At 53.5% G+C, this 26,258-nt stretch carries 23 protein-coding genes and 1 pseudogene; 5 read left to right on the top strand and 19 right to left on the bottom strand.

Annotated features, from left to right (window positions below; translation table 11 throughout):
* Positions 1–229: 229 nt before the first annotated feature.
* Entirely contained in the window at positions 230–460 is a 231-nt protein-coding gene (locus ACFOZ5_RS13975; protein ID WP_379888344.1) for a hypothetical protein, read from the top strand.
* A gap of 186 nt (positions 461–646) precedes the next feature.
* Here the strand turns inward: ACFOZ5_RS13975 and ACFOZ5_RS13970 are convergent, their stop codons facing one another.
* The 8 genes from ACFOZ5_RS13970 to wecB are packed head-to-tail and all read right to left on the bottom strand — an operon-like array spanning position 647 to position 13,899.
* Entirely contained in the window at positions 647–2,704 is a 2,058-nt protein-coding gene (locus tag ACFOZ5_RS13970; RefSeq protein ID WP_379888342.1) for a sulfotransferase family 2 domain-containing protein, read from the bottom strand.
* Positions 2,667–3,368 carry a sulfotransferase family 2 domain-containing protein gene (locus ACFOZ5_RS13965; RefSeq protein WP_379888340.1) on the bottom strand — a complete coding sequence of 234 codons (702 nt, stop codon included), beginning with the start codon at positions 3,366–3,368 and terminating at the stop codon, positions 2,667–2,669. Before ACFOZ5_RS13965 ends, ACFOZ5_RS13970 begins: the two co-directional genes overlap by 38 nt.
* Before the next feature lie 10 nt (positions 3,369–3,378).
* Positions 3,379–4,236, bottom strand: coding sequence for a GDSL-type esterase/lipase family protein (locus ACFOZ5_RS13960; RefSeq protein WP_379888338.1), 858 nt, complete (start codon positions 4,234–4,236; stop codon positions 3,379–3,381).
* Positions 4,224–5,840, bottom strand: coding sequence for a heparinase II/III family protein (locus tag ACFOZ5_RS13955; RefSeq protein WP_379888335.1), 1,617 nt, complete (start codon positions 5,838–5,840; stop codon positions 4,224–4,226). The genes ACFOZ5_RS13960 and ACFOZ5_RS13955 overlap by 13 nt, the downstream gene beginning before the upstream one ends.
* Positions 5,841–5,849: 9 nt before the next feature.
* Positions 5,850–7,991, bottom strand: a complete 2,142-nt coding sequence (locus ACFOZ5_RS13950) for a glycosyltransferase family protein (protein ID WP_379888333.1) — start codon at positions 7,989–7,991, stop codon at positions 5,850–5,852.
* A 3-nt stretch (positions 7,992–7,994) separates the two neighbouring features.
* Positions 7,995–11,435 (bottom strand): glycosyltransferase family protein, encoded by a 3,441-nt coding sequence (locus ACFOZ5_RS13945; RefSeq protein ID WP_379888330.1) that lies wholly within the window; start codon positions 11,433–11,435, stop codon positions 7,995–7,997.
* A 27-nt stretch (positions 11,436–11,462) separates the two neighbouring features.
* Complete coding sequence (gene wecC, locus ACFOZ5_RS13940; RefSeq protein WP_379888328.1) at positions 11,463–12,743, bottom strand: UDP-N-acetyl-D-mannosamine dehydrogenase; 1,281 nt, start codon at positions 12,741–12,743, stop codon at positions 11,463–11,465.
* Positions 12,744–12,771: 28 nt separating this feature from the next.
* On the bottom strand, positions 12,772–13,899 hold the full coding sequence (wecB, locus tag ACFOZ5_RS13935; RefSeq protein WP_379888326.1) for a non-hydrolyzing UDP-N-acetylglucosamine 2-epimerase: 1,128 nt from the start codon (positions 13,897–13,899) through the stop codon (positions 12,772–12,774).
* Between the two features lie 408 nt (positions 13,900–14,307).
* On the opposite strand from wecB, the gene rfaH reads away from it, so the two are divergent.
* Positions 14,308–14,781, top strand: a complete 474-nt coding sequence (gene rfaH / locus ACFOZ5_RS13930; protein ID WP_379888324.1) for a transcription/translation regulatory transformer protein RfaH — start codon at positions 14,308–14,310, stop codon at positions 14,779–14,781.
* 27 nt (positions 14,782–14,808) lie between these two features.
* Here rfaH and ACFOZ5_RS13925 read toward each other — a convergent pair whose 3' ends face one another.
* Both ACFOZ5_RS13925 and ACFOZ5_RS13920 read right to left on the bottom strand, forming a co-directional pair.
* The gene (locus ACFOZ5_RS13925) at positions 14,809–15,186 is read right to left on the bottom strand and encodes a type II toxin-antitoxin system VapC family toxin (protein WP_379888321.1); all 378 of its coding nucleotides are present in this window, start codon (positions 15,184–15,186) and stop codon (positions 14,809–14,811) included.
* Positions 15,186–15,419, bottom strand: coding sequence for a type II toxin-antitoxin system Phd/YefM family antitoxin (locus ACFOZ5_RS13920; protein ID WP_379888318.1), 234 nt, complete (start codon positions 15,417–15,419; stop codon positions 15,186–15,188). The genes ACFOZ5_RS13925 and ACFOZ5_RS13920 overlap by 1 nt, the downstream gene beginning before the upstream one ends.
* Before the next feature lie 116 nt (positions 15,420–15,535).
* On the opposite strand from ACFOZ5_RS13920, the pseudogene ACFOZ5_RS13915 reads away from it, so the two are divergent.
* Positions 15,536–15,625 (top strand): annotated as a pseudogene (locus ACFOZ5_RS13915) (transcription/translation regulatory transformer protein RfaH); the annotation flags it as partial.
* Positions 15,626–15,729: 104 nt separating this feature from the next.
* Positions 15,730–15,942 (top strand): hypothetical protein, encoded by a 213-nt coding sequence (locus ACFOZ5_RS13910; RefSeq protein WP_379888316.1) that lies wholly within the window; start codon positions 15,730–15,732, stop codon positions 15,940–15,942.
* A gap of 3 nt (positions 15,943–15,945) precedes the next feature.
* Here the strand turns inward: ACFOZ5_RS13910 and ACFOZ5_RS13905 are convergent, their stop codons facing one another.
* The 5 genes from ACFOZ5_RS13905 to cysQ all read right to left on the bottom strand — a co-directional run bounded on the left by ACFOZ5_RS13905 (position 15,946) and on the right by cysQ (position 20,474).
* Positions 15,946–16,248 carry a type II toxin-antitoxin system RelE/ParE family toxin gene (locus ACFOZ5_RS13905; protein WP_379888314.1) on the bottom strand — a complete coding sequence of 101 codons (303 nt, stop codon included), beginning with the start codon at positions 16,246–16,248 and terminating at the stop codon, positions 15,946–15,948.
* An 8-nt stretch (positions 16,249–16,256) separates the two neighbouring features.
* Positions 16,257–16,496: a type II toxin-antitoxin system ParD family antitoxin gene (locus tag ACFOZ5_RS13900; protein WP_379888311.1), complete on the bottom strand. Its 240-nt coding sequence runs from the start codon at positions 16,494–16,496 to the stop codon at positions 16,257–16,259.
* A gap of 184 nt (positions 16,497–16,680) precedes the next feature.
* Positions 16,681–18,072 (bottom strand): hypothetical protein, encoded by a 1,392-nt coding sequence (locus ACFOZ5_RS13895; protein ID WP_379888309.1) that lies wholly within the window; start codon positions 18,070–18,072, stop codon positions 16,681–16,683.
* A 159-nt stretch (positions 18,073–18,231) separates the two neighbouring features.
* A complete protein-coding gene (locus tag ACFOZ5_RS13890; RefSeq protein ID WP_379888307.1) occupies positions 18,232–19,491 on the bottom strand; it encodes a UDP-N-acetylglucosamine 1-carboxyvinyltransferase in 1,260 nt (419 codons plus the stop codon).
* A gap of 218 nt (positions 19,492–19,709) precedes the next feature.
* Positions 19,710–20,474, bottom strand: a complete 765-nt coding sequence (gene cysQ, locus ACFOZ5_RS13885) for a 3'(2'),5'-bisphosphate nucleotidase CysQ (RefSeq protein WP_379888304.1) — start codon at positions 20,472–20,474, stop codon at positions 19,710–19,712.
* A 168-nt stretch (positions 20,475–20,642) separates the two neighbouring features.
* Here cysQ and ACFOZ5_RS13880 point away from each other — a divergent pair, with 168 nt between their 5' ends.
* The gene (locus ACFOZ5_RS13880; RefSeq protein ID WP_379888302.1) at positions 20,643–23,906 is read left to right on the top strand and encodes a DEAD/DEAH box helicase; all 3,264 of its coding nucleotides are present in this window, start codon (positions 20,643–20,645) and stop codon (positions 23,904–23,906) included.
* A gap of 14 nt (positions 23,907–23,920) precedes the next feature.
* Here the strand turns inward: ACFOZ5_RS13880 and ACFOZ5_RS13875 are convergent, their stop codons facing one another.
* From ACFOZ5_RS13875 to ACFOZ5_RS13860, 4 genes are all read right to left on the bottom strand, one after another.
* The gene (locus tag ACFOZ5_RS13875; RefSeq protein ID WP_379888299.1) at positions 23,921–24,427 is read right to left on the bottom strand and encodes a hypothetical protein; all 507 of its coding nucleotides are present in this window, start codon (positions 24,425–24,427) and stop codon (positions 23,921–23,923) included.
* Entirely contained in the window at positions 24,424–24,942 is a 519-nt protein-coding gene (locus tag ACFOZ5_RS13870) for a hypothetical protein (protein WP_379888297.1), read from the bottom strand. Before ACFOZ5_RS13870 ends, ACFOZ5_RS13875 begins: the two co-directional genes overlap by 4 nt.
* A gap of 47 nt (positions 24,943–24,989) precedes the next feature.
* The gene (locus ACFOZ5_RS13865) at positions 24,990–25,469 is read right to left on the bottom strand and encodes a hypothetical protein (protein ID WP_379888295.1); all 480 of its coding nucleotides are present in this window, start codon (positions 25,467–25,469) and stop codon (positions 24,990–24,992) included.
* A gap of 95 nt (positions 25,470–25,564) precedes the next feature.
* Positions 25,565–26,050, bottom strand: coding sequence for a hypothetical protein (locus ACFOZ5_RS13860; RefSeq protein ID WP_379888292.1), 486 nt, complete (start codon positions 26,048–26,050; stop codon positions 25,565–25,567).
* Positions 26,051–26,258 lie beyond the last annotated feature (208 nt).

Genomic DNA, 26,258 nt, shown 5'->3' with positions numbered 1-26,258 from the left:
CTGATGCCTTCCTGACCGGCTAACTCGGCCACTGTCAGGCTGTGAGGTGGCGCCATCTTCTGGAGAATGGCTTCCTTACGTTCCGGCGAGTAATAGGGCATGGTTATCCTCTGAAATCATCAGGCGACAACTACGCTGACACATAGGGGACGCCATTCACCACCAGTTCGAACAACAGACGCTGAACAATTTTGCGGCTCCCCTCAAACCGCTGCTGGGCTTTGAAGGCATGATTCGTCACCAGGACCAGCAAGGCATCCTGTTCAGCCTGCAAGACTACCTGGAACTGGTGGACAGTACCGGGCGAATCACAAGGGACGACAAACGAGGCTCCATAGCCTCTACCGCACTACCTATTCTGAAGCGCCTTAACCTGGACCCTGAACGGTGGTACGAACGCGCTACAGCCTTTGAAGAGAGCTATCTGGATTATCGGGAACCGCGACGACGAGTGGCTTGAGCACCTCCTTCGACTCCACCAGGCCTGATTACCGGTGAAGCCTGCCGGGGCCAGCGCTCGCCCGCAAAAAGCCAAACCGATTCCGACATGTCATTCGAAAGAACACATCACTGCGACAAACTCGCTAATATCGTTCGGCGACACCCAAATCGACTGATAACCTGAGATTTGAGGAAGCTACTGGAATTACTTTTTCAGCGAGTGCATGTCCATGCTTTCATGGATCAGAAATACGAACTTACTGTAGAAGCTCCTGACATAAATCCACAATGCGTAGTCTTGAAGATTCTCTTCCAAAATGCGACTTCTCAAATTATCGCTAACGACGCTTCGGTCACCTCCACTGGTTCGTCCAGAGGATAAAGCCACCTCATTCTTCGGGTAGTTAGAACGAAGAAAATCCCCAATAATACCAACACCCTCTGATAGATTCTCAAAAGGAATTAACAAACCATAATATTCTTCAAAAACACGAACAGCCTTCTCATAGTCAGGAAAACCGGATATCCTTCTGCACTGTGTGTTTGAAACATAAGGCTTATCGAACGTCAAGGAATATTCGAAAAAATCTTCTATATCAAACTCTACTGCATATTTGTGGAGTTTATGTTCGGGCCTACCTTTCAAATAATAATATAGCGATATTATTCTATCTACAGGATCTCTAACGACAGAAAAATACCAACTTAGGTCATGGACCTCAACCGAGGTACTAAAATTATTATGGCCAGCATAAATACTGTATTTCCTAAGCACATCAGGCGATATATCAGACCACTTACAAAAATCAGGACTAGACTTTTGGTACAAGCAGTTCTCAGCACCAAACAAATCACTAAAATACTTCTTCACTGTAGTTCCGGCAGTTCTTTGAGCATGAAAGAAAACCATAACTCGATCTTCAATCGATCTCAAACGACTAAGTTTTTGCTGAGCCAGATCGTCAACGTCTTGGTCCTTAATAAAATCTATTCTGATCTTGAGCGCCCGCGCATCATCAACACCTTTATCGAAAAAACCATCTAAAAAAGTATACGCAGTGTTGTTAAAAAAGCGATGACTTGCCTTTGACCTAGTGAATGGATAGTTACCTGGCCCGAGGTCACTTGTAATCTTTGTTAAATGCCTGGCAACTTCTCTCTCGTCAGAATAAACCCAAGCATCTGCACCTGATTTATCTGACTTACACTCAGTCAAGAACAGAACGTCTTTCGAAAGACCGCCATCAATGTTTGGGAGTTTAATAGCACTGCGAACCAAATTTTTTCCCAATAATCCGACAATACGTAAACGGCCAAATCCATCAAACTTAAAAACACCGCTTTTGTTAATAGAAAGGTCATCGTCCGACGCCCAAAGCACTCCCTCCTCCGTAGTTATAACAGAAGTGAATCTCAATGCCCGCCGATATTGTGACGCATCTATGAGTCTGCTTGGGATCTCATATTCTGGTTCGACTCTAGCCCATGTCTCACCGTTATCATTAGAAAAATAAATCCGATTCTGAATACCTTTGTCACCGGTAGAGATGTACCATATACCTAAACCGAAATGAAAAAAACAGGTGTGGAAATGCCTAATGTCCGCGCCTCCATATTCAGGAGAAGATTCAAGGACAAAAACCTTACGCCAAGTAAATCCTCCATCTGCAGATTTCCAAACATTCAACTCTTTTGGCTTCGCATCTTTTGTGACAATATATTCGGAAAAGATAACATTCCCTTCACTATCCTCATCAATGCTTGAAGACCCATGCCACGGCCTCATAATTTCTTTTACTTCTTTCTTAACTATAAATGAGCAATTTAGTAAGATAGTAATACATGGCTTCTTAGTTTGAACCAAATAACTACCGTTACTCAACGCCTTAAGGTTGGCAACACCAAAGTCTTTATAAGAAAAGTCTGCCTCCTTAACTAAGCGACCTTCTAGATCTAGCACAAAAAACTTCCCAATATGCTCAGCGTAAAAAACCGCAGATATATTGGATGAATGCTTAGGAGAATCTAGAAAAACGACAGCTTCGCTGTTAACGAAGAACTTCTCGAAGCTTATAACTGCCGGCTCACCTTCAACAAATAAAAGCGACGTCGCCACCTTGCTTTTTTCCATCACCACACTCTTTTTATTTTCAACAGGGCGCGAATCTCTGAAATGGGCAAGCTTTTCACCCCAAAAACGTCGATTAAAAAACCGGTACGGACGGTCATATATCGTACCCAAACTCAATAAAATCTTTTTCATAACGAATCGCAACCAGCTCTTTTAGGTACGGTGTCCAATACTGAGACGCCTTATTGACCGAATCGGTTTTAGACGGCGACAGATTTTTTTCCGAGAAATTCGGCAACTTTGCTTTTGGATAGATCACTCGCCAAACTACCTCCATATCTTTCCTAAAGGTTTCCTGCTTCCCAATATAACTATAATCAAACAAGTCACACATTGCGTCAGCATACTGCAAACGCCAATGATTATTCTGCTCGAAGTTTGTTTGTGCACAAATCGCTTCGACAAATTCGGGAAACGAAACATCATACCCCACACTTCTATCAAGGAACTTAACTAGCTCTCTATAGGGAGTAGATTTTTTTGGGACTATTCGATCTAAGTAACATGACAACAGTCTTGAATAAGGGTTTCTAACAAAGGTAAACTTAAAATAATTGTTATTGTCCAATATTTCTGACAGCAGGTCTTCGGAAATCTGAAATGGAGATATTAATGGTGATGCACGGCGATCATGTACGCTATCGTATTTAAATCGCGTGTTACGCGACTCTTCCGCATATAAAAAATACTTCACTGTACTATTTGCCGCCTTACCCACAGAATGAAAAATATAGCGATTTTTTAAAGAAATGTACATATGACTGTACAAGTCGTGAACTGGTTTATCAATATTCATCCACCCCCCCTTAAAGTGCGGCATTACGCGTTAGCTCGCGGAACAAAATTCCCCCGACGACTTCGCTGGCTCTTTCTGTCAGATGTAAGTCATCATAGAAAAACGAACTGTCATAAACTTCCGATTCTAAATCAATAAGATCGATATGATTTTCGTTACAAAAATCCCTACAAACATCGTTAACTGCTCTTCGCTGGGTTACCTTGCGGTGATACCTCTTTAGATCTATACCGACTTTTTTTGCCCACTCGTCGTCTGCAGCAACATTCTGTCGATGCGGTGTTGTAGCAAAGCAATGCTTTATATTATAAGTGGCCAACAGGACGTTGATAACCCTTAATGCTTTATAAACCGATCTTAGCTCTACTCGATCCTTATAATTATCTGTTAAAATCTTACCCCTCCCCAAAGGCACAAGCGGAGAAAGCCTCGAATCTCTACACCAATATCCGTTCTCTAGGGACTGTATCCGCTGATCGTTGGTTGGAACAAATACCACAACGTAATCGGGATATAAAGGAATGACCTTGTTTAAAATAATATTAATTAGGTGCAAAGAGGTAGACCCAGAATATCCGCCGTTAATTACACTTGAATTAGGAGAGAGCCGCTCTATAATTGCGTTAATCCGCTTATCTTCCCGCACAAACAAAGACTCCACAAAAGAGTCACCAAGCAAAATTAATTCGTTACTCCTTTTATCCCTATCATTTAATAGGCCATTTATGATAAAACCATTAACATCCGTATTTAATGTATAATCTCGATCCTTTAAGCTTGAAGTGGCTGAACTGAGCTGCGCTTCGCCGGGCCTTTTCATTGTTGCCTGATCACAACCCCATTCCTTAAACCTAATCACCCTTCGCATGTCACATCTCTCTCATAGCCAAAAGCCATAATAGTCTCTACTTTTTTACTGGGAGAAGTAAGCACCACCCGAGTGTTATCTTTTACAAGATTATATCGAGGAGAGCCGAAACTTGAATGAAATATGTCATTGCCTCTTCCTGAAACCAGACTGTAGAATTCGGCTGTGGTCTTAATATGAAGCTGGGAGCTTGGGAATTTCAGCGTAACTGCGTTATTTCTCAGGAAACGCAGCGAGGCTTCAGCGCCAAAATACATATTTAAGTACAGAGGGGTAACGGGGGAGTGATCAAGTATTTTTAAAACACCTTCTTCTATCCGATCTAAGAATAGTTTTCTTACGATTCTTTTGCCAAACATATAACTTTCTGCATTAATCTGTCTACCACCTTCGAGGACCTCTACTTTTGCATAATTGTCCAGCTTGGCTCGATTCCGTTCAGGGCGCCCCTTAATAAAGACAGTAGTATGCGCAAGATGTGATCTCATAAATTTTCTTATTATATTTTTCTCATTATGAGAATATAGACCTCCGTCCCCTAGAACGACGTCACCGTTTAACCAAAGGTACAACATCAAATCATCATCATGTCTATGATAGTTTGAGAGGTGTCCATTCTTTAACAAAAGATAGAACTCACCAATGTTTTTGTTCTTTCCCTTTACAATTACGTAGCCTGATTTACTATAGTCGAATAGTCTAAAATAGTCGCCTTCGCCTGGGCAGAAGGCTAGGCCCTTCTCCCCACCCTGAGTATCACCTATCATGGGAAGATATCCATCAGGCAAGGTTATAGCTCGTAAAAAGGCCTCTGCTTTCTCAATATATCGTTCCCCCGTCTGCGAAATTTCTTTCTCCCCCAGTGGAGCAAGCCCCTTAAGCTGCCTTAGCCTACCTAGCATCATCTGTTGGTAACCAGGACTATTTTCCTTGTGAACCCCCTCATCAGTGAACGCAAAGCTCACCTCATCCTTCAATCTCTCTCGATTACATCGGCGATAGTGTTCGAAATCATTCCTGTCGAACATAAGCCCTATGGTCAGGGCGATCATTGCTTGGTCAAATCCATGGTTTGTATGTTGGGAGTAGTTCTTTTCGTCGTGCAGCCAATCAAGGTGATCAACAATGATATTACCGAGTGACTGAACCCTGTGTTCTTCATCCAAAGGCCCCATCGACAAATGGCAGAATGCCAGCCAATTGGTCAGATTGCGCACACGGAATGCAGCAGCATGGTCATGCCATACAAGGGGCGAGCTCTTATTGTTACTAGCATTTTTCGCCCAGCAATGAATCGCATCCACACACAATGAGAAGTAACGATCTCGCTCTTCTTCGTTTTGTATCGCCAAGCTGTTAGTGTACCAGCTCAGGAAGGGCAAGGCTTGAAGCTGCCACCACCAGTTTCGGTCACGTTCCAGCGTTTGCCAGTCGAAGGTCAAGATATCCAGCTCAGTATCATCAAAGTGTCTGGCTTCAAACCAACGACTGTCAAAAAGCTTTTTTAGCTTTAGATAGTCAGCCTTGTTCTTAGTATTAATGGCCGCTTGGATGTAGTCAGTTGCACCCTGTGTGATACAGGCCAATAACTCTTTCGTTGTCATATGGATCTGTTAACTCTCTCGGAACAGCCGCTGCCAGCTTTGAAGGACATCCTGTGGTGATATAGCAAACGTTAACTTTTTTGACACATTGTTAGTTAACTTGCTGCTTATTATGGCCTGTTTCGCTTCTTGGACAGATTTTTTAACGTATTTGGCACCCCATATCTCTCCTGCTCCATCCCAAGCCCAGATTATTGGCGTGGTGCCAGTAAGTATCCCCTCACCGATGGCCATATGAAATGATTCATGATCAGAAGGCGACAGGACATACCCCACCATAGTAAACCAGTTGTTCACGTCGTCCCCGGGCGGATCAAAAATTACTTTATACCGTAAACTGGGACTACTATTGATGCGCTCAAAGATGTTGCGGTAGTACTTCAATTCATCCTCGCGCTTAAGGAGCCAATCGTAGTCCAGGGGATGCTTTCCTTTAACCCGCAGGCAGTAACGACCATCTTCTTCCAGCAGGGCCTCAAGCAGATCCAAAGCCCGGTCCAGGCGTTTGCTTTTGGGGGCTACCCCAACCATTCCCAGGGTGAAACGTGCATCGCCGGTTTTCTTCTTGGGTGTAAACTTGGTCTCATCCAGGTAGTTGGGGATGACAGTGGTCTTGTCGAAAGGGAAGCCTTTGAAGGTGTCCAGTGCCTGTCGGCGGGTGTGCTCACTGACAAAGCTGATAAGGTCGATATTGTCCCAGATAGCTTCTCCCATATAAGGCACACGGGCTTCCTGGGCGTGAAACCGTGCTATCAACCGCTGCCCCGGCTTCTTGTTATGGGAATACCACTTCAGATTGCCCAGGCACCACTCACAGAAAATCACATCAGCCTGGGCCAGTAAAAGCCGGCTTTTTGCCTCATCGTGCTTGTTGTGCCCCTGCCACTGATCAATCAGGAACTCGAACTGGCCGGTGGCTTCCAACTTCTTTTGTAATAGAGTGAAGAATTTCAGGTCGTGGCCGGCCACCAGCACTTTGGTCTTGTCCGAGGATCTGGTGGCTTCTGGCGCTTCGTCCAGCCATTGGCGTATTTCCCCCACGCGGGTGGTGAAGGTATGTCGCTCAGCCAGTTGCCTGAGGGTATCAGCGGCCTGCTGAGCGATTTTCGGTTCTTCAAACGCTTTCATGAGCTGGTTTTTGAACTCATCGGCACTATTGGCGAACAGTGGATAGTCCGGGCCCAGCAATTGTTCATGGAGCGGGTTGCGATTGACGATGGCGGCACAGCCGGCCCCACCGTACTCCAGCATTTTGGTAGAGTACTCGACGGTATGGTTCATGCTTTCATCGCGCCAGGACAGCCCCACCCAGGCCTGCTGCAACTGCTGCTGCACAGACTCGCGGGGCTGTGCTCCCAGCCAGTTCAGACCACGGGTGGTTTCCAACGCCTTCCGCATACGCTTTTTGTAGTCCGGATTTTGGGGCTCGTTGTGGATCTTGTCGCCGATCATCACCAGCTCACTGTCCGGTACCTGGTCGTGCACGTCTGGCCAGACAGTGGCTTTTTCCAGTGTTTTCCAGTCACCTGTGAACTTGCCAGCATAGACGGCTCGTTTCGGCCTCTGCATCAGTGGTAGCAGATTGTCTGGCAAGTCCGGAATAACCGGGGTGTAAAGGGCAAACTTACGTTGGTCACAGCCTGGCACCAATGCGTTCCACAGTTCTTTAAAACCCTGAGTCTGGCACAGAACCCGCTGGCAACCCTGTGCAAGGCGCTTCATCGTCTGACGTGCTTGTGGGGTGTACTCGTCCGTGACTTGGGGAATATCGGTCAGGTACATCCAGCATTTCGCCAGCACGTCGGGCGCATCGAGCAACTGCGTGGCTATGGCCTGCCCCCGTACGATGATTACATCGTAAGGGTGTTTTTTATCCAGGTGTACCGCCAACTCCGCCATCATAGGCAGGGTCAGGCGGCTGTGACGTTTGCCCCGCCAGTGCTCCGGAGCCGTTCCGTCAAGGACGGTGAGGTTTTCGGCCTTCGTCAGAGGACCGAACAGCTCTTGCCGTTGGGGGGCACTTTTTGCCAGGAAATCCACTTCAGCCTCGCCAGTGGCCGCTGTGGCCAGGGCTATGGTCTGTGACCAGATGGAGGAGCCGTCGATGTAGTTCAGGTCTGGGTTGGCACAAATCAGTACACGTTTGGTCATGGCTCAGCCCTCTTCTGCTTGCTTCGCCGTGCCAGCGAGCTGGAAATGGTCACTGTCGGCAAGATACAGATCCGAGCGAGACAACCTTTCGCTGGCCCCGGATTTGACCGGAGCGGCGAGGAACTCTGACATTTGCCAAACCGAGCCACTCATGCTTGCTTGCCCACTATAGGCGAAACGATCCTGGTCCAGGGCCTTGGCCCAACCACAGGCCTCCGGCTCGTAGAGGCTGGCATTGGCCAGATCCCGCAGGTAGTGCTCGCCATATTGGTTGCCGGGGCTGATCCAGCCGGCTAAGGATGCCTCGGCCTGTCGGTCCGCCAGCCATGTAGTCTGCTCACCAGGCTGCAACAAGGTGATGGTGTCACCGACTGGGCCGGCAGTCCCTGCCAGTCCCGGTGCGCAGGCAATGCCAAGCCGAAAGGAGCGGTAACTCTGCTGGTGAGCAAAGCGATCAAGCGCCTCAAGCTCTGCGTGGCTCTGCGCTTCCGCTACCAGGGCGATGGCCGGGTCAGTCGACAGACGGGTTTCCATGCCCAGCTTTTCGAAAATATTATTCAGACGGTGAGCATAGGTGTGCCTGGCAAACACTTCGCGGATGCCTGCCAGGCTGCGGCGACGCCATTCCGCGTCGTCGGTCATCAGCGTACGAATTGCCTCGTCAGCTTCTTGCTGACTATTGACCAGCCACACGGCGCCGGACTCGAACAGGTTCTCAATGCCCCGTGCATAAGTGCTGACCACCGGTGTGCCGCAAGCCATAAGCTCAAACACACGACGCGAGAACATAGTGGGCGAATCAGTCACCGAATTCACGTTGAGGAAAACCCGGTATCGGCTGTACTCGTTGCACAGCTCTTTGTAGGGAAGGCTACCCTTGATGCCAGCCTGGTATTCTTCCGGGAAAGGAAAGATGCCGGTGCCATGGTTACGGTCATAGATATCCAGCCCGTGGGCATTGGCAGCCTGCAGTAGCCAGCCCATGGCTTCGCCGCGCTCGGCGTGGCGGTTGCCGTACCAGCTGCCGGCAAAACAGGCCCTGGGCTTACGCCCCGCCAGCGGGGCGGGTTTATGCAACGCCGGCTGAGCGGCAAATGGCAAGGCGTGCACGTTACTGTTGCCGGTTTTGGCCTGGTAAGACTCCTTCATGTTGGCGTCGGTGGTAAAGATATGATCCACCAGCCGGGCGCTGCACATGAATTTGTCGTGGTGGACCGGGTCTTCCTTGTTCCAGAACAGCGTCGGAATACCCTTTTCACGGGCGTACTGGCAAAGCTGTTCAACCTCCGGGCCAGGCTTGTTAGCGTAGTCGCCCACACGGTATTGCCAGCTACCAGAGTTACCCTTCCAGGCACTTTCAATAAAGATCAATTCCGGCTTGTACTTGTCCGCCAGGGCGTGCCAGTTATCCGGGCGGGGCTGGATCAGGTTGAGGTCCTGCTCAAAGCAGCCACTGGTAAACTCGTCCATCACACCGATGACGTAGGGTTTGCCATTGGGTGGGTATTCCGGCCAGCCGAGTATGCTGATCTCGGAGGCTGTTGGTGTCGGTTTTGCTGGTGCGGGGCCGCCGGCGTTTTGTTCCGGTGCGGAGGGCTCACTGGTCACCGCTCTGTTATTCGCGGGATTGTTTTTTGCTGACTTCCTGCGTTTTGCGACACGATAAAAGGCCAGCGGTAAGGCAAGCATAGCGCGCCATGATTGTGCCGCACGAACCAGATGGTAACCCAGTTGATATCGAGCCGACTTTTTCAGAACAGAGAGCTGCCGATCAAGCGCGGCCTTGTCGGCGCTCAGGCGATTATTTTTGTTGAGTTCTCTCTTCATCTGGCTGTTCAGGTCCAGGACCTCAGCCTCAACCACTTTGAGCTTTTCGATCCGCCTACAGGCGTGCCGATATTTGTAGTTCGCCGTTCTGTAGCGCGCCTGTGTATCCTCGAGTTCAGCCTCTAACACCTCAATTTTCTGGGAATCTCTTTTAAACCGGGCACTCAGGTCGTTATATTTTTGACTGACTTCCTTTAGCTCAGCCTTAACTTGACGTTCCTCATCCAGTTTCTGGATCTTGTCTATGAGCGTATTCAGTTTTTGGTTGGCGAGGGAAACGTCAGCTGATATCTGGCTGGCATCATTATCCTGTACCAGGGTATCCAGCTTACTATAGGTGTCTGAAATTTTTTGATGAATCGAATTGGCGACTTCGGCTCCGGCCAAGGCGCCGACCTTATTGTTAACTTCAGCAATATTATCCAGAATCTTCCCGGAACGATCGCCCTTGGACAAGAGACCAATATTTTTGTTCGCTTCGGATACACCCTCGAAAAGGCGCTTGGCATTTTCATCAGAAACGACCAGGGTATTCAGGATTTTTTTTGTATAAAAACGAGTCAATTCGTCGCCGGACAATATGTTCTGGCTTTCATTTTGCTTTCTTTCGAACACGAAGAAATCAGCAAACGACGTATGAGAAGGATCGTTAACAGAAAAAGGAAATCGATTCGGTGTTGCAGATACCAATGACCACTCTGGCTTCAACTGCCTGAGGTCATCCAGCACGTTCCGGAACCGGACATAGGAAGCCGACGCATTCACGCCAGCCCGGCTTCCCTGCTCGCTGTTGCTGTAAACTATGACAAAGCGGGAAGATACTGCGAACAGGTGATTGAGATAGTCGCGGTATACATCATCGTTGGAAAGGTGATAGATGACATCCAGAGAAAGACCCAGTTCCGCCCGGAACGAATCAGCATCGAAAGCCTGCGGGTCATAGACATGGAACTGCTTGGACGCATCCTTCGCAAATACATGCTCGCATTGCTCAATTACGGTCGGGCTGATATCCAGCCCTGTGTATTCTGGATACTCGGCCAATGAAAGTTGCGCACCGTCCCCACACCCCAGCTCCAATACAGTCTGAATATCATTTTCTCGAACGAAATCGTTGAGGAACTGTGCCTTGAACTGCGCTAAACGCCCGTAGGAGCCAGAACCGCTGTTTTTACCAGTGGCGTATCGTTTTTCCCAGTATCCGGCCACATCGAAGTACTTCTTATGCCCCAACTCGGCGTGCTCAATAATCAGCAACGGGCAATCTTTAGCCTGCACCCCCGGCAGCTGGTAACCAAGCGCCGACAACTGCTGTTGATTTCCCGTAGACAAATCCGCCTCGCCCAGGACAACAACAAGCGGTCGATCTTCTGTCCTCATCAGTAACTCAAGAGTGGTACCAATTGCACCATCCTTCCCGGCGTCCAACAGCAATACACTGCAGTGCTCAAGTGATTCTGCTGACTCCGGCACCCCGATGCGTAGCCGGTTCCCGAAACGATTGCCGAGGCTGCTCTTGAGCGACTCGTCACCTCCGATAAGCTGGAAACTCCCACCAAGCCCGAGGTCGTTGAGGTAACTGCAAATCGCATCAAGCTCCTGAGTTTCTGTCTGCATTTTAAGCCTCTTCAAGTTAATAGGCCCTCAGGCCGCCCAGATTCCACGAGTATCAATGACGACTTTGCCTTCAAGTTCACCCGGAGAAATCTCCTTGAACGACTTATGATCTACTAACATCACAACAATGTCGGCGCTTTTCAGGGCTTCCTCCGCCCCGCTGAGGGAAGTCCTTTCTACAAAGTCTTCTGGAAGTGCTTCAATATTTGGCTCAACGATCAGTATATTGCCGGGTATATTGGTAACCATACTCTGCGCGATCTTCAGCGCCGGGCTCTCCCGCAAATCATCAATATCCGGCTTGAAGGCCAGGCCAAAGCAGGCGACGGTCACGTCTCTGGCGGTCTTGTCCGGATGTGCCGTCAGGAACTTGCCGACTTCCTGCTGAACCTTCTCCAGCACCCACTGCGGCTTGCCATCATTCACTTCCCGCGCCGTGCGGATCAGCCTTGCCTCCTCCGGTGTTTCGCTGACGATAAACCAGGGGTCCACCGCAATACAGTGGCCACCCACGCCAGGGCCCGGCTGCAGGATGTTCACGCGGGGGTGGCGGTTGGCCAGGCGGATCAGCTCCCACACGCTGATATCGATCCTGTCACAGATAATGGACAGCTCGTTGGCAAAGGCGATATTTACATCGCGGAAGCTGTTTTCTGTCAACTTGGCCATTTCGGCGGTACGTGCGGTGGTGGTAATGCACTCCCCTTCCACAAAAATGCGATAGAGCGACGCCGCCACCTCGGAACACCTGGGGGTCATGCCACCGATTACGCGGTCGTTTTCCACCAGTTCCCGCACCACGTGACCGGGCAGGACTCGCTCCGGGCAGTGGGCGACGCGGATGTCGGACTCTTCGCCGTGGGTCTGGGGGAAGGTCAGGTCCGGCCGGGCTTCAGCCAGCCATTTCGACATCTGCTCGGTGGCGCCGACCGGCGAGGTGGATTCCAGGATCACCAGGTTGCCCTTTTCCAGCACCGGGGCTATGACCTTGCTGGCGGCTTCTATGTAGGCCAGGTCTGGTACATGCTCATTGCCATTCTCTGCCTTGAAGGGCGTCGGCACGGCGATCAGGAAGGCATCGGCTGGCTCGGGGGTTGTGGTTGCCCGCAGGTAGCCTTCCTGTACCGCTGAATGGACGATAATGTCCAGCTCCGGCTCAACAATGTGGATATCACCCCGGTTAATGGTGTCGACGGCGTGTTGGTTTATGTCCACGCCGATGACCTTCTTGCGGCGAGAGGCAATAACGGCGGCGGTAGGCAGGCCAATGTAACCCAGGCCGATCATAGAAATGGTGTTGAATTCCATAAGAGCTTTCAGTCCAGCGGTTTATTGTTCAGTTGGCGTTATAGGTTTCGAGGGCGTCGAGAATGCGGCTGCAGGCCTTGCCGTCCCCATAGGGATTATGGGCAAAACTCATGGCCTTGTAGGCGGCATCGTCATTCAGCAGCAAGGACAGCTCATTAACAATCGTATCTACCCCGGTACCCACCAGTTTGACGGTGCCCGCTTCGACGGCTTCCGGGCGCTCGGTGGTCTCACGCATCACCAGTACCGGCTTACCCAGGGAGGGGGCCTCTTCCTGGATGCCACCGGAGTCCGTCAGGATGACCGATGCCCGGTTCATCAGGTAGACAAACGGCAGGTAGTCAGTGGGTTCGATCAGGTGGACGTTATCCAGTGAGTCCAGCAGGCGGTGCACCGGCTCTCTCACGTTGGGGTTCAGGTGCACCGGGTAGAGCAGGTCCACATCCGGATTATCCGCGGCGACTCTGGCGATGGCTTCGCAGATGCGCTCGAACCCGCCACCGAAGCTTTCCCGCCGGTGCCCGGTGATCAGAACCATTTTGGCATCTTCGCGCAGGAACGGGAAACGGGACGCCAGGGATTGGTTCAGCGCCTGGTCGCGATCCAGCTTTTGAACGACGTCCAGCAATGCGTCGATAACAGTGTTACCCGTTACCACAATGCCGGCCTCAGCAATGCTCTCTTTCAACAGATTGGCTTTGGAGGTTTCTGTCGGCGCAAAGTGCAATGCCGCCAGGCCGCCGGTGAGCTTGCGGTTGGCTTCTTCCGGCCAGGGAGAATACAGGTTGCCCGTGCGCAGGCCGGCTTCTACATGCCCCACCGGGATCTGCTGGTAATAGGCGGCCAGCGAGGTTGCCAGGGTGGTTGCTGTGTCGCCATGGACCAGAACAATGTCCGGTTTTTCCTGGGTCAGCACTTGCCGCAGGCCCTGCAGGATAGCGCAGGTTACGTCAGTCAGGTCCTGGCCTGGCTTCATGATGTTCAGATCACGGTCCGGAACAATTTCAAAAAGAGCCAGTACCTGGTCCAGCATCTCACGGTGCTGGCCGGTGACGCACACACGGCTTTCGAAGCGTTGATCGTCGCCCAGAGCCTTGACCAGGGGCGCCATTTTGATGGCCTCTGGCCGGGTACCAAATACACACAGCGTTTTCATTAACCGTTCCTGCAACCTGAAGTGATATCGAATTTTGGATAGATAGACACGCTACCGCCCCACCGACCCGTCAACAGTGCTTTCTGGCAATAGCTCGTGCTGTCAAACCGGGACGAAGGCGCGGACGTTCGTGTCAAACTACGGGATTGAAAACGAAGATCGGCCAGAAAGACTTGGCCCCGAAAAATGTGATGCAATTCTACGTAACCCCGCTAAAACAACAAGGCCACCCTCAGTGAAAAGACGGAGATTTAGTGTGTCTTTTGGTTAACCGTTGTTAAAGCTTCGGAATTGCACGTTTTTCTGCCGGGACATGGTCATCTTTTAACCATTTTTCAGCCCTGGGGTTTCCTGTTTTAAAGCTCACGTTTACCCTGACGCTTTGTTCACACTGAAGGTTCCGTTCTGATGCCCTGGTATGCCATCCAACATAAACCCGCCCAGGGAGACCGGGCGCTGGCCAATCTGCAGAACCAGGACGCCCGCTGTTTTTACCCCAAGGTAAGCGTGGAGCACATCCGCGCTGGTAAGCGCACCACGCGGCTGGAGCCGCTGTTTCCCGGTTATCTGTTTATCAATATAGACGAGTCTGATCCCCTGTGGGGCAAACTGCGCTCAACCCGTGGGGTCTTACGGGTGGTGGGCTTCGGCGGTAAGCCTGTGGCTATCGCCGATGAGGTGATCGAGTACATCTACGATGGCCTGACGGCGGTCGAGGAACAGGGCGGCCTGCGCAAGGGCGAGACGGTACAGATCCAGGACGGGCCGTTCCGGGGCATTGAGGGGGTCTTTCAGGCCTATGACGGGGATGAGCGGGCGATTGTGCTGATTTCGTTTATGCAGAAGCAGCAGGCGGTTAAGGTTCGGCTTGGGGATTTGTGAGACAGTTTCACCGTCTCCGCTCAGCATTTATGGGCGGAAGACTTCAAGTTGCAGGTCAGGGATAAAGCGATAGTGCTTATCGTTGGCGGTCATCAGCGAATCCCCCATCGACAAAGCCGACGAGGCAATCAGCGCATCAGCCATCTCCATGCTATGGCTCAGCGCATACTCCTCCACGAGGAACGCAGCACGAGAAGATATAGTCTCGTCAATCTGTTCGATGCGCGCATCCCAAAATCGCAACGTTTTCCTGATCAGCTGCATTTCGGCACGATTCCTTGCGCCCTGCATCAACTCCATATAGGTAACTATCGAAACTGCAAAGCCCGGTTGATCATCCAGAAAATCCGATGCTTTTTCGTTACCCCTGAACGCCCAGATCAGAACATCCGTGTCTATTAACATCAGTCAAACCTTCTTCGCCGCCTCAGGTTTCTGACCTGCTGGTCCACATCCAGCTCCTGGTAATCCGCCCACATACCGAAGCCGGGATTCCTTCCCTGGGTACGCTCTTCGTCAATCGGTATGAGCCGCGCGGTGCGTTTGCCCCGATAGGTAATGATCACGTCTTCCCCGCGCCGAGTGGCGGAGAGCACTTCTTTGGTATGCAGACGCAGGTCTCGCGTAGTAGCTTCCACAAGGCCTCCTTGTTTCATAGATTTGTGAAACATCAGTATACCAGAAATCTCGGGGCTGGTTAATTATCGGTCGTTTCCAATGAGCCTGCTGCAGTCGCCCAGCTATGCAGATCCAGGATGGGCCCTTCCGGGGCATTGAGGGGATCTTTCAGGCCTATGACGGGGATGAGCGGGCGATTGTGCTGATTTCGGTTATGCAGAAATAGCGGGCGGTGAAGGTTCGGCCTGGAGGTTTGTGGACGGTGGTTTGCGGCGACCACTCCATGGTGTCAGAATACCGCTCAATACCTTCGTTCCGGGGGCTGGAACCATGTTAAACACCGTAGAAGCTGTTATCGACGAGTCCGGCCATATCCAGTGGCTGGAAAAGGTGTCGATAAAGGGAAAGCGCCGCGTATTGATTACGTTGCTTGATGACGAATCTCAAGAAGAGGCCCTTCAGGCGGCGGAATCTGCCCTGCAGGAGGACTGGCTCAACGAGGACGAGAACCGGGCATGGGAGCATTTACAAAAGGAAGCGTAGTTTTCATTCGAGCTGGGAATAGCCTACCCAATCTTCTCTGCAGTGCCTGATACGAACGATCAATACCCGATCAGACTGCAGCTCCAGCCTATAGATGACCAAGTGAACGCCAACCGGATGGACCCGAACTGCGGGGGTTAGTTCTTTTCGCTCAGGAGCTGCCAATGGATTTTCTGCCAGGAAACGGAAACTCTCTGCCAGCTTACGGTGATACCGATCGGCCTGACCGACGCCAAACTCCTCAATTCCCTCGAGGAGGATATTTATGACATCCTCCTCAGCCTTGCGGCTAAGTACATAATCCATTGTATTGACTATCCTTTGGCCATCCTTATGGCGTCTTCACGCAGTTGGTCCATCGTTCTGGATCCCTCTCCGCTGTCGAGTCCTTCGGTGATCAGTTGCTGCATTCGCGCGATCTTTTCAGCCCGGTCCTGGTCTTTTCGGATCAAATCTCTCACGTAATCACTGGTGTTGGCGTACCGGCCTGTTTGGGCTTGGGATTCAACCCAGTCTTTCATTGGTTCCGGCAGCGATACATTCATCGTAGCCATGGGCACCTCACTTTGCGTTATCTGGATGCCAATTATTGCCAATTTTTGTCATCATTGAAAGCCTGGCGCTACAAAATCCGCCAGTCATAGTCAGGCTAATAGGCTGATTGACGGGCCTCCCATCATTCCTTTTTGCACGAGGCAGAAGATGGCGAAATCGGGGGCCAGGCCCCAATTTCCAGGTTTACCGGGCAATCGATTTGCTGGCGATTTCTGACCAGCTGCTTACCAGACCATTCTGGTCGACGGTGCGCATGGCGAAGTACCAGGTGCCCTCACCCAGGTCCGTAATCTCATGCTCCATGGCCTGGCCGTCTTCGATAATGAGTTCGTGGGTCATATCCGCAACTTCAGGTTGGTTGCCATAGCGCACGATGTAGTGCTGAATTTCGCCCATGGACAGGGCCGTACCGTCCTCCCGGGTTAGTGGTGCCTGCCAGTTCAGTTTGGCGGTGCCAGTCACAGGTGTGGGATCCGGTGATGGCTGGGGAGCCGGCTCGGCGTCAGTCTGCGGGTCTGTTTCGGGGTCCGGCTGGGGGGCCGGCTCAGGATTCGGTTCGTCTGCCTCGGGTTCCGGCGCCGGTTGGTGGTTACCGGCGGGGGGTGTTTCTTCAGGCTGCGGTGCGGGTTGCTGGGTGTCATCCAGCATGCCACTGCCCAGGCGATCCGCGGCGGAGTAAAGGATGTCGGCCGTTGACTGGTCCCTGGTACCTGCCAGTTCGTAGCCGTGAACGGCTGCGTACCGCCGGATGCTGTCGCTTCCTGGACGCCCGCCAGCTTCTTCGCTGGCGATCTCGCCGGTGGCCAAAAGCTGGTTCCGGTAGCTATCTATCGCACCCTGCACGCCATCCACGGGGAATTGCTCAGCCAGCCCCATGAACGCTGAATTGACCAGTGCGGACTCCAGTTCGGCGACCGTCAGACCGGCTGGCAGCTCGCGGGTTATATCCACGGGGATCATCGCAACAGCTCCACCCTGCAGGCCAAACCAGGCTTCTACTTGCTGACGGGCCTGCTGGAACCCCGACCAGCCGGTGGTGGTGCCCATGACTTCGAACAGCGTGGTGCTCAGGCTGGTGAGCGGTGTCAGATGCCCCTGGAGCTGCTCATCGTTGCCGTTGATAGCAACCATGGTTTCCAGCCGCAGGTTGGGGCCGGGCCAGAAGTCTTCACCAAATACTGCGGCGCCCGAACCGGCATAGCCCTGGCAGCCATCAACGGCATCGCAACGCATACGGGTATCGCCGTCGCTGGTCAGTTGAAGCTTGATGAGTTCATGGTCGGTAGAGAAGCTGAGGTTGTAGAAGCCGGTTTCGCTGGTGCGTGCCGGCTCTCCCAACGGCACGAGTGAACCATCGGACTCCACGCCCCAGGCTGTGATAATGCCCTGAGCGACGACGCCTTTCACCGCGTAACCGGAAACCTGTACGGATTGTTCAGTCTCAGCCCCGGACGGGCTGGTTGCACCGGATTGGGCACTGCCACTGTCGCTGCCACCCCCTGAGCCACCGCAGGCACTCAACAGTGCTGACAGAACAGCAATCAGGACAAGGGTGGGGAGTCTGGCGACAGCCATGGGAGCACCTCGTTACGAATTTACGAGGCTCTATCCTAGGGCGCGTAGTTGTTAAAAACTGTTATATGGGCGACGTTTCAGGTCGCCGATTTGCCAATATTTTGTCGATGTAAGTTTATGTAAAAGAACGAAAATATTGTGTTACAGGGTGTTTCACCTTCAGCTCTCCCCCACCCTCGCCCCCAGACTGCGTAGCTTGGCAGCGAAGTCCACGTAACCACGTGAGATCTGCCAGGCGTCGGTGATCGTGGTTTCGCCGTCTGCTGTCAGGCCGCACAGTGCCAGGGCGGCGCCGGCGCGAAGGTCCAGTGCCTTTACTGTAGCGCCGTAGAGGCCGCCGCCGTTGCCGTGGATGCGCAGCATGTCGCCGGTGACTTCGTAGTGCAGGCCCATCCTGGCCATTTCTTCCGCGTAGCCATAGCGGCCCGGGAAGCGCAGGTCGATAATGCGGGATTCGCCCCTGGCTTTCGCGGCCCAGGCGGCGAGGATGGGCTGCACGTCGGAGTTGATGCCCGGGTGGGGCCCGGTACTGATTTCGATGGGATAACAGCAGCCGCCCCGCACGATCAGTGAGTTGTCCCCCTGGTAGAGCTTGGCGCCGGCTGATTTCAAGTGGGCGAGGACAACCTCCAGATCGCCGTAGGGGAAGTCTTCGATTTCGATATCGCCCCCGGTGATAACGGCGGCGGATAGCCAGGTGACCGCCTCCATATTATCGGCAATGACCCGGTGTTCGGCGCCGTTAAGCCCGTCCACGCCGGTGACTTCAATGTGCTCCTGGCCGAAGACCCGTATCTGGGCACCCATACCCCGCAACAGGGCAATCAGGTCGAGGATTTCCGGGCGGATATGGGGATTCCAGATGCGGGTGACACCTTTGGCCAGGGTGCCTGCGATGACAGCGTTTTCGGTAGCACCCGTTGAACGCAATGACAGATGGATATCCGCCCCCTGCAGGCCATTCGGGGCGCTGGCGCACAGGTAATCGCCGTCTTCCCATACCCGCGCACCCAGGGCTTCCAGCAGCATGACGTGCAGGTCGTACTTGCGCTCGCCCAGCTTGCAGCCACCGGGTAGCGGTACGGCCCCCTCTCCGGTGCGGGCCGTCAGGGCACCGAGCATCAGCAGTGTGTTGCGAATGGAGCGGCCATCCCAGTGCAGCTTTTGCGCCAACGGATCATTTTCAGCGATGGTGATGGTGTCTGAGCCGGTCTGGACGGTGGTTTTGCCCAGGGCTTCGAGCATTTCCACGTGGATTCTGGCGTCCAGCAGCCCGGCCGGATAGTTGGTGAGGGTTACCGTATCTTCCGTTAACAGGCTGGCCGCCAGCAGACGCAAGGCGGAGTTCTTTGCGCCGCTTACCTTGACCAGCCCCTCAAGGTGGCAACGGGAAATACTAAGGGTGTCGAATGCTTCCATGAGAACCGTCCTGGTATCTATATGGCATCACTGCCCCGACTTCGCTGCTGGGGGTAGCTTGTTCTTTTAGCCACGGAAAAACACGGAAAAGATAAAGACAAGTTATTTGCCACTAAACCCACGAAAGAACACGAAAGTAAAATCAGGAATACCGAGAAAGGCCGTTCATTTTTTCGTGTGATTTCGTGGATTTAGTGGCCAAAATCAGTACTCCCGGCTCAATACCAATCGCCCGATGCGACGAAGTATGGATTCAGCACATGTTCCTTACCGTAGGCCAGCGGGGTGCCATCCAGCTGGTTGACCTTACCCCCGGCGGCAACGAGTACCGCATGGGCGGCGCCGGTATCCCACTCACAGGTGGGGCCAAGTCGTGGGTAGATGTCGGCCTTGCCCTCGGCAATCCGGCAGAACTTGAGGCTGCTACCGGCCTGGACCAGTTCATGATTGCCCAGCTGGTCGATAAAATCACGGGTTTCCTGGTTCAGATGGTTTTTGCTGGCCACGGTGCGTATGGCCTCGGGCGGGTTGACCACCTGAAGCTTGCGGGTGCTGCCGTCAGCTTCCCGCTTCCAGGCACCCTGCCCCTTTATGCCCCAATAGGCTTCGTTCAGGGCCGGGGCGGTGACCACGCCCATCACTGGCTCGCCATTCTCGATGAGCGCGATGTTGACGGTGAATTCACCGGTGCGGTTGGTGAAGTCCTTGGTGCCGTCGATGGGGTCCACCAGCCAGAAACGGTCCCAGTTTTTGCGCTCTTCCCAGGGGGCATTGGCGGATTCCTCGGAGAGGATCGGGATATCCGGCGTCAGCGCCTTCAGGCCGTCCACGATGACGTGGTGGCTGGCGATATCGGCTTCGGTGATGGGACTGTTGTCTTCCTTGGTCTCCACCTCGAAGTCTGTCTGGTAGATGGCCATGACTTTTTCGCCGGCGATATCGGCAATTTCGAGGATCTTGTCCAGTAGGGATTCGTGGTTCATTGGAGGTCCTGTTCCGGGTGAGGGTGGCGAAGGTCTTTGGTTACAGCCTGTCGCCCTTGCCTGTTTGTTTCGAGCTGAAAAGACACTATACCAAATGCTTGCCGAAATGGGGCCAGACTCTGGTTTCTGATAGGCTTCCCGCTTCATTGCGGCGGACGGACCTGGACGATGCATTTGCAACCTGACGTAATTGAGAGTGCTTTTGATCCCGGCACCTATCAGCGCGGCCATCGCTATTTTCTTCAGGGGCGGGTGACCGACCTGACAGATACCCGGTCAGGCTCGAGCCTGCACTATCTGCGTGCGACGGTTTCGGGTAGCGGCAATCAGTGGTACCACACCACCGTTACCGTGGACACCATGGCCCCGTGGTGGCTGCATGCGGCGTGCACCTGCCCGGTGGGCTCTTATTGCAAGCATGCGGTAGCGGTATTGCTCGCGGCCCGGGCTGAAGCTGAAAAATCGGCCCGGCCCACCCTGTCACGGGAGGAAGTACTGGGTATTGACTTCAGGGAGTGGCTGAATAACGTCCGCCAACGGAAGGCGCTGCCATCACGCAATACCGGGTTGGTGTTTTTGCTGGACACTGACGACTCAGCCGGCGATGTCACCATTTCCTGCCAGAAGGTGAACATACTCAAGAGCGGCAAGCTGGGCAAGGCCCGATCCGTTATGCCCTGGCATCGCCCGGATCTTGAACAAAGCCCACCCGGATACGTCCAGAAGCCGGACATCGAGCCACTGCTCTGGATTCAGCAGTTAGTCGGGTTTAACCGCCCCACGCCCGTGGTGAGGGGCATCGCCGGCGCGCGCTTTCTGGCCTCGGCGCTGGAGACCGAGCGCCTGGTATGGGCGCGCCTGGACAACTGCCCCTTTAGCCGCGGCGAGCCAGTGACTGCGGAACTGCTTTGGCAGCAGGATAACAATGGTAACTTTCTTCTGTCCCCGTCGACCAGGGATGGTCTGGTGCTATTACCCACTGACCCGCCCTGGTACCTGGACATACCCGGCCATAAAGCTGGCCCCCTCAGCCTGCCAATGGATACTGACACCTGGTTCCTGTTGTTAGACGCTCCGCCCATTCCCCCTACACTGCTGGAGAAACACGCCAGGGAACTGAGCGATCTGCTGGCTCCGGCCGATACCGCACTGCCGGAAACCATCCGGTTGCCAGAGGAAGTGCGGGATGCGCCAGTGCCCGTGCTGCAGCTGTTCCAAATCCCGGGGCCGCAATCATCGCCCCTGAAAATCGCCCGGCTGCGTTTTGATTACGGCGGCTTGCTGCTGGAGGAATACGATGTCTCCGGGGAAGATCCCGTGCGGCACATGGATGATGCGCAGTCCCTGCTGATCTTCCGGGACATCGCCTTTGAGCGCCAGTGCGTCGAAAACCTGGAGGACTTCCTCTTTCTGTTTGAACTGGACAGGACCTGGGCCGAATCACTGCCAGACAGAATGGATCTCGACCAGACATTACCTGCACCCTCCCAGTGGCTGGATTTCCTGGCCTGGGAGCTGCCCCGGCTGACGGAGGCGGGCTGGCGCATCGAAATGGATGACTCGTTCGATGTACCGGTCGCTGAAGCCAGTGACTGGTACGGGCGTACCGAGGCCTCTGACCAGCCGGGGTGGTTCGAGGTCGAATTGGGCATCGAACACGATGGTCGGCGCATTGACCTTATTCCTTTGCTCGAGGAGGGGCTGCAGCATCTGGATATCGGGGTGTCCCTGGACGATAACGAGCACCTGGACCTGCCGGAGAACCTGTGGCTGCACGATGGCGAGTCGTTGATCCGGGTGTCGTCAGACCGGGTTCGCCCCATGCTGGAGACCCTGGTTCATCTGTTCCACCGTGGCTTTTCTGCCACCACGGATGAGGGCCGGCTAAGCCTGCCCCGGCTGGATGCGGCGATGCTGGCCGGCACCTCGGCGGCACAATGGGAAAGCGGCGACCAGCTGCGCAAGCTCGGCCAGCAACTGGCGGGCTTCACCGGCCTGGCGACCGTTGAACCGCCGGAAGGGCTGAATGCAACGCTGAGACACTATCAGCAGGATGGCCTCAACTGGCTGAATTTTCTGCGGCAGGCGGAACTTGGTGGTGTGCTTGCAGATGACATGGGGCTGGGCAAGACCCTGCAGACCCTGGCCTGCATACTGGAGGAGAAGCAGTCGGGACGTCTGCAACAACCCGCCCTGGTGGTGTGCCCCACCAGCGTGATTCCCAACTGGAAAGCGGAAGCGGCCCGCTTTACCCCTGGCCTGCGGGTGTTGGTGATTCATGGCCCCAAACGCCAGCCGCTGTTCGATCAGGCGGGCGATACAGACCTGATCATCACCTCCTATCCCCTGCTCCACCGGGACGTCGACCACCATGAAGCACTGGCCTACAGCATGGCCTTCTTCGACGAGGCCCAGAACCTGAAGAACCCCAAGGCCGCCGTATCGAAAGCCGCCCGCCGGCTGACGGCCACCAACCGGATCGCCCTCACCGGCACCCCCATGGAAAACCACCTGGGGGAACTCTGGTCGCTGTTCGATCTGGTACTGCCGGGCTACCTGGGCACCGGGGCGGAATTCCGGGAGTTCTACCGCAACCCTCTCGAGCGTAACGGCGATCAGGACCAGCACTACCATCTGGGCCGGCGCATCCACCCCTTCCTGCTGCGACGCACCAAGGATCAGGTGACACCGGAGCTGCCGGAAAAAACCGAGATGGTGAAACTGGTCGAACTCAACAGCGTTCAGAAGGACCTGTACGAAACCGTCCGCGCCAGCATGAACGCCAAGATCCGCCAGCTGATGAACGAGAAAGGCGTGGCCCGCAGCCAGATCGAGATTCTGGAAGCGCTGCTCAAACTGCGGCAGATCTGCTGCCACCCTGACTTGTTGAGGAGCAGCGAACAACCCCTGGCGTCCGCCAAGCTGGACTACCTGTTGGGGATGATCACGGAGCTATTGGAGGAAGGCCGGCGGATCATCGTGTTCTCTCAGTTCACCAGTATGCTGACCATCCTTGAAAAGACCCTGACGTCTATGGGTCTGGACTACGTCAAGCTGACCGGCAAGACGCAAAACCGTGAGAAGCCGGTGCAGGATTTCCAGGCAGGCAAGGTGCCGCTGTTCCTGATCAGCCTGAAAGCCGGCGGCGCCGGGCTGAACCTGACAGCCGCTGACTGCGTGATTCACTATGACCCCTGGTGGAACCCTGCGGTAGAGCAACAGGCCACCGACCGGGCCTGGCGCATCGGCCAGGACAAGCCGGTATTTGTCTACCGGCTGATATGCGAAGGCACCGTTGAAGAACGCATCCAGGCCTTGCAAGAGCGGAAGGCCCGGCTGGCCGATGGGCTGTACGGCAAGGCCGGGAAGTTCTCAGCTGCGCTTACTGCCGAGGATGTGCAGGTGTTGTTTCAGCCGTTGGGGCGGGAGTAAGCTGATGTTGTTCTCTACGGGATAGACAAGCACCTTCTTGTGCCTTCCACAATGGTCTCGTCGGTTATATTGACCAAGGCCTGGAGCGATCTGGACCATGCCAGCTCTCCCTTCTGATGCTGAAAGCCCAAGGTGCATTGAAACAAGGCCGCTTCCGTGTCCATGGCATTAAGGGACTCCCCGGCCTGCTGCGGGAAAAACCCGAGCGAGTAATATTGCTGGAGTTCTGGTGAGTTTGTGACGGCATCGCAACTCATCGTCAGTTGTGTCTTGCCTGGGCTGCCTTCCGTGAGAAGCCCCAGCGTATCGGCCAGATATTCCCCCACAGTTATGGCCTCTTCACTCAGGCAGGCCTGTTCAGCGGGCAAGGTAGCTTCTGGAGCATTCAAGGTTGCTTCAAGCATCACGCGGCCGGCCTCACTTTCTATCGCACCTTCCGCTCCACTCGCACTAGCGGAACACGATAATCCAGCCATGAGACTGATCGTAACGAACGCCTTGGCCTTTAGCATTCGGGTCATAAGAACTCCCCATAGTAGAACCCTACCGGGCCGCTACCTCCATAAGCCCTTTCGAAGGTGTTCATGAAATGGGCAACATTCTCCTTCTTCACTTGATTGGAAGTATTACTATAGTGATAAACCCACGGCCAGACGAGAACACCAATATGCTTGGCAGGCATATTCCCCATCGACTTGTCCGGTTTGATGTTTCTTTTCTGGGTGACGAATATCAGGCCGGGCGAGTAGCACGAGTTCCTTGATAGTTCTGAGCGAGCTCTGGCGTTGAGCTTATTAAAAATCGCGTCCACACGAATGGTTGCCCCTTCAACAGAGTCATTCTGGCTATCTGCGTAGGTCAGAAATTTGCACGAAGCGTTTTTTGAGATGTCATATCCCATCACATGACTTACGTAATGGGCGCATTGGTTCTGATTGAAGTCCTTGCCAAGGGACGATTGACAGATTTTGTCGATTCGCAGGTTTACGGTGCTTTCCAGCTTTGTGGTTAGAGCATCCATCTCTTCAAGCGTCATGCCATTTTCCTCCTTGAGCATCCTTGATGGGAGTTCCGACCAACCACCTAATAGCCGGAGTAAAACACGTCGTTGATAATCTGATCACGGTCGCTCTGGCGCAGCAGAGGCTCGAAGAGCTCCCGGGAAGCATCCGCCGCCAGACTGTCAAGAAACCGATCGGCGGCCGTTTCAAACCTGTCAGAATCCGCCAGCTTCAAGGCTAGAACATAGTTCACGTTCGTCGCTGGTTCATCCAGGCGTGATTCGTAGCGACGACCGGCTTCCATGTAGCACTCCTGGCGCTGTTTGTAGTCAGGGTTGCTCGCTTCCCGAGCCATGCACTGGAAGAAATAGTCCTGGGGACTGCCAGACAACTCGGCAACCGAGCTTGCCTCGTCTGCGGCTTCACCCAGCTTTCCAAGTCGCACGAGGACGCGAACCTTTTGCTTCCTCGCCGGCAAATACTCACCATCCAGCTCAATGGCCTCGTCCAGAAGGCCAAGCGACTGGCGGAGTTCAGCCTCGCCAGATGCAGGAGAGGTCAATTTTACCGCCTCTTCGGTGAGACGTTTTGATGACTCATCCGAGGACGTGGTGCATCCCAGGAGCATCAACACGATTATTAATAAAAGCGGCTGTCTCACTGCTTCACTCCGATGATTCGAATGGTTTCTCGCGCAATGGAGGATGAGTTATAACCGACCCCGCTCCCAAACGTATAGAACCCTTCAATTACAAGGGAATATGCATCAGAAACACCTGTTGGTGGCAGCGATATACTTGCAGAACCAATGGCAGCGTATTCATCATCTGGCCAGACTTGGTTTGCACCGACGGCCAATCGCTTATGGACAACCGGCTTACCAGCGTGAAGCAACCTGACAGACGCAAAAAATTCAATGGAGTCCTTGTACTCCGGCAATGTCATGGCTGCGGTATGCCCCATGGCACTTACAAATAGCTGATTCCCATGGACGGCGACGGAACCTCTCAGGTACAAACTTCCAAGAGCACCTATGCCTTCTTGCTGCAGGTAGGAAAACTTCCGCACAAAGAATTCCCGCTTCTCTGGAACAAAGGTATGAAATCTTTCTCGGTCTATCGACGTCGCTATCCATCGCGTCATATAAAAGTCCTTTTTGTCAGAGTGTTCCAGGTGGGCGTTAAACACCCGCGAAACACCCTACCCCAACAAGCGGCCCGGGGATAGGAACTGCCTCACGACATATGGTAATCCCCCCATTTTTAGCGGGGTTCAAAAGTAGACCTCAGGCCATGATGGCCAACTTCTGTTGAGGAGTAATTCCCCCGAGTCCCATATTGGGTCGTTCGTG

This window comes from Marinobacter lacisalsi (assembly GCF_042651045.1).
GTDB classification, from domain to species: Bacteria; Pseudomonadota; Gammaproteobacteria; order Pseudomonadales; family Oleiphilaceae; genus Marinobacter; species Marinobacter lacisalsi.
This window is presented reverse-complemented; position numbering and strand designations above follow the sequence as displayed.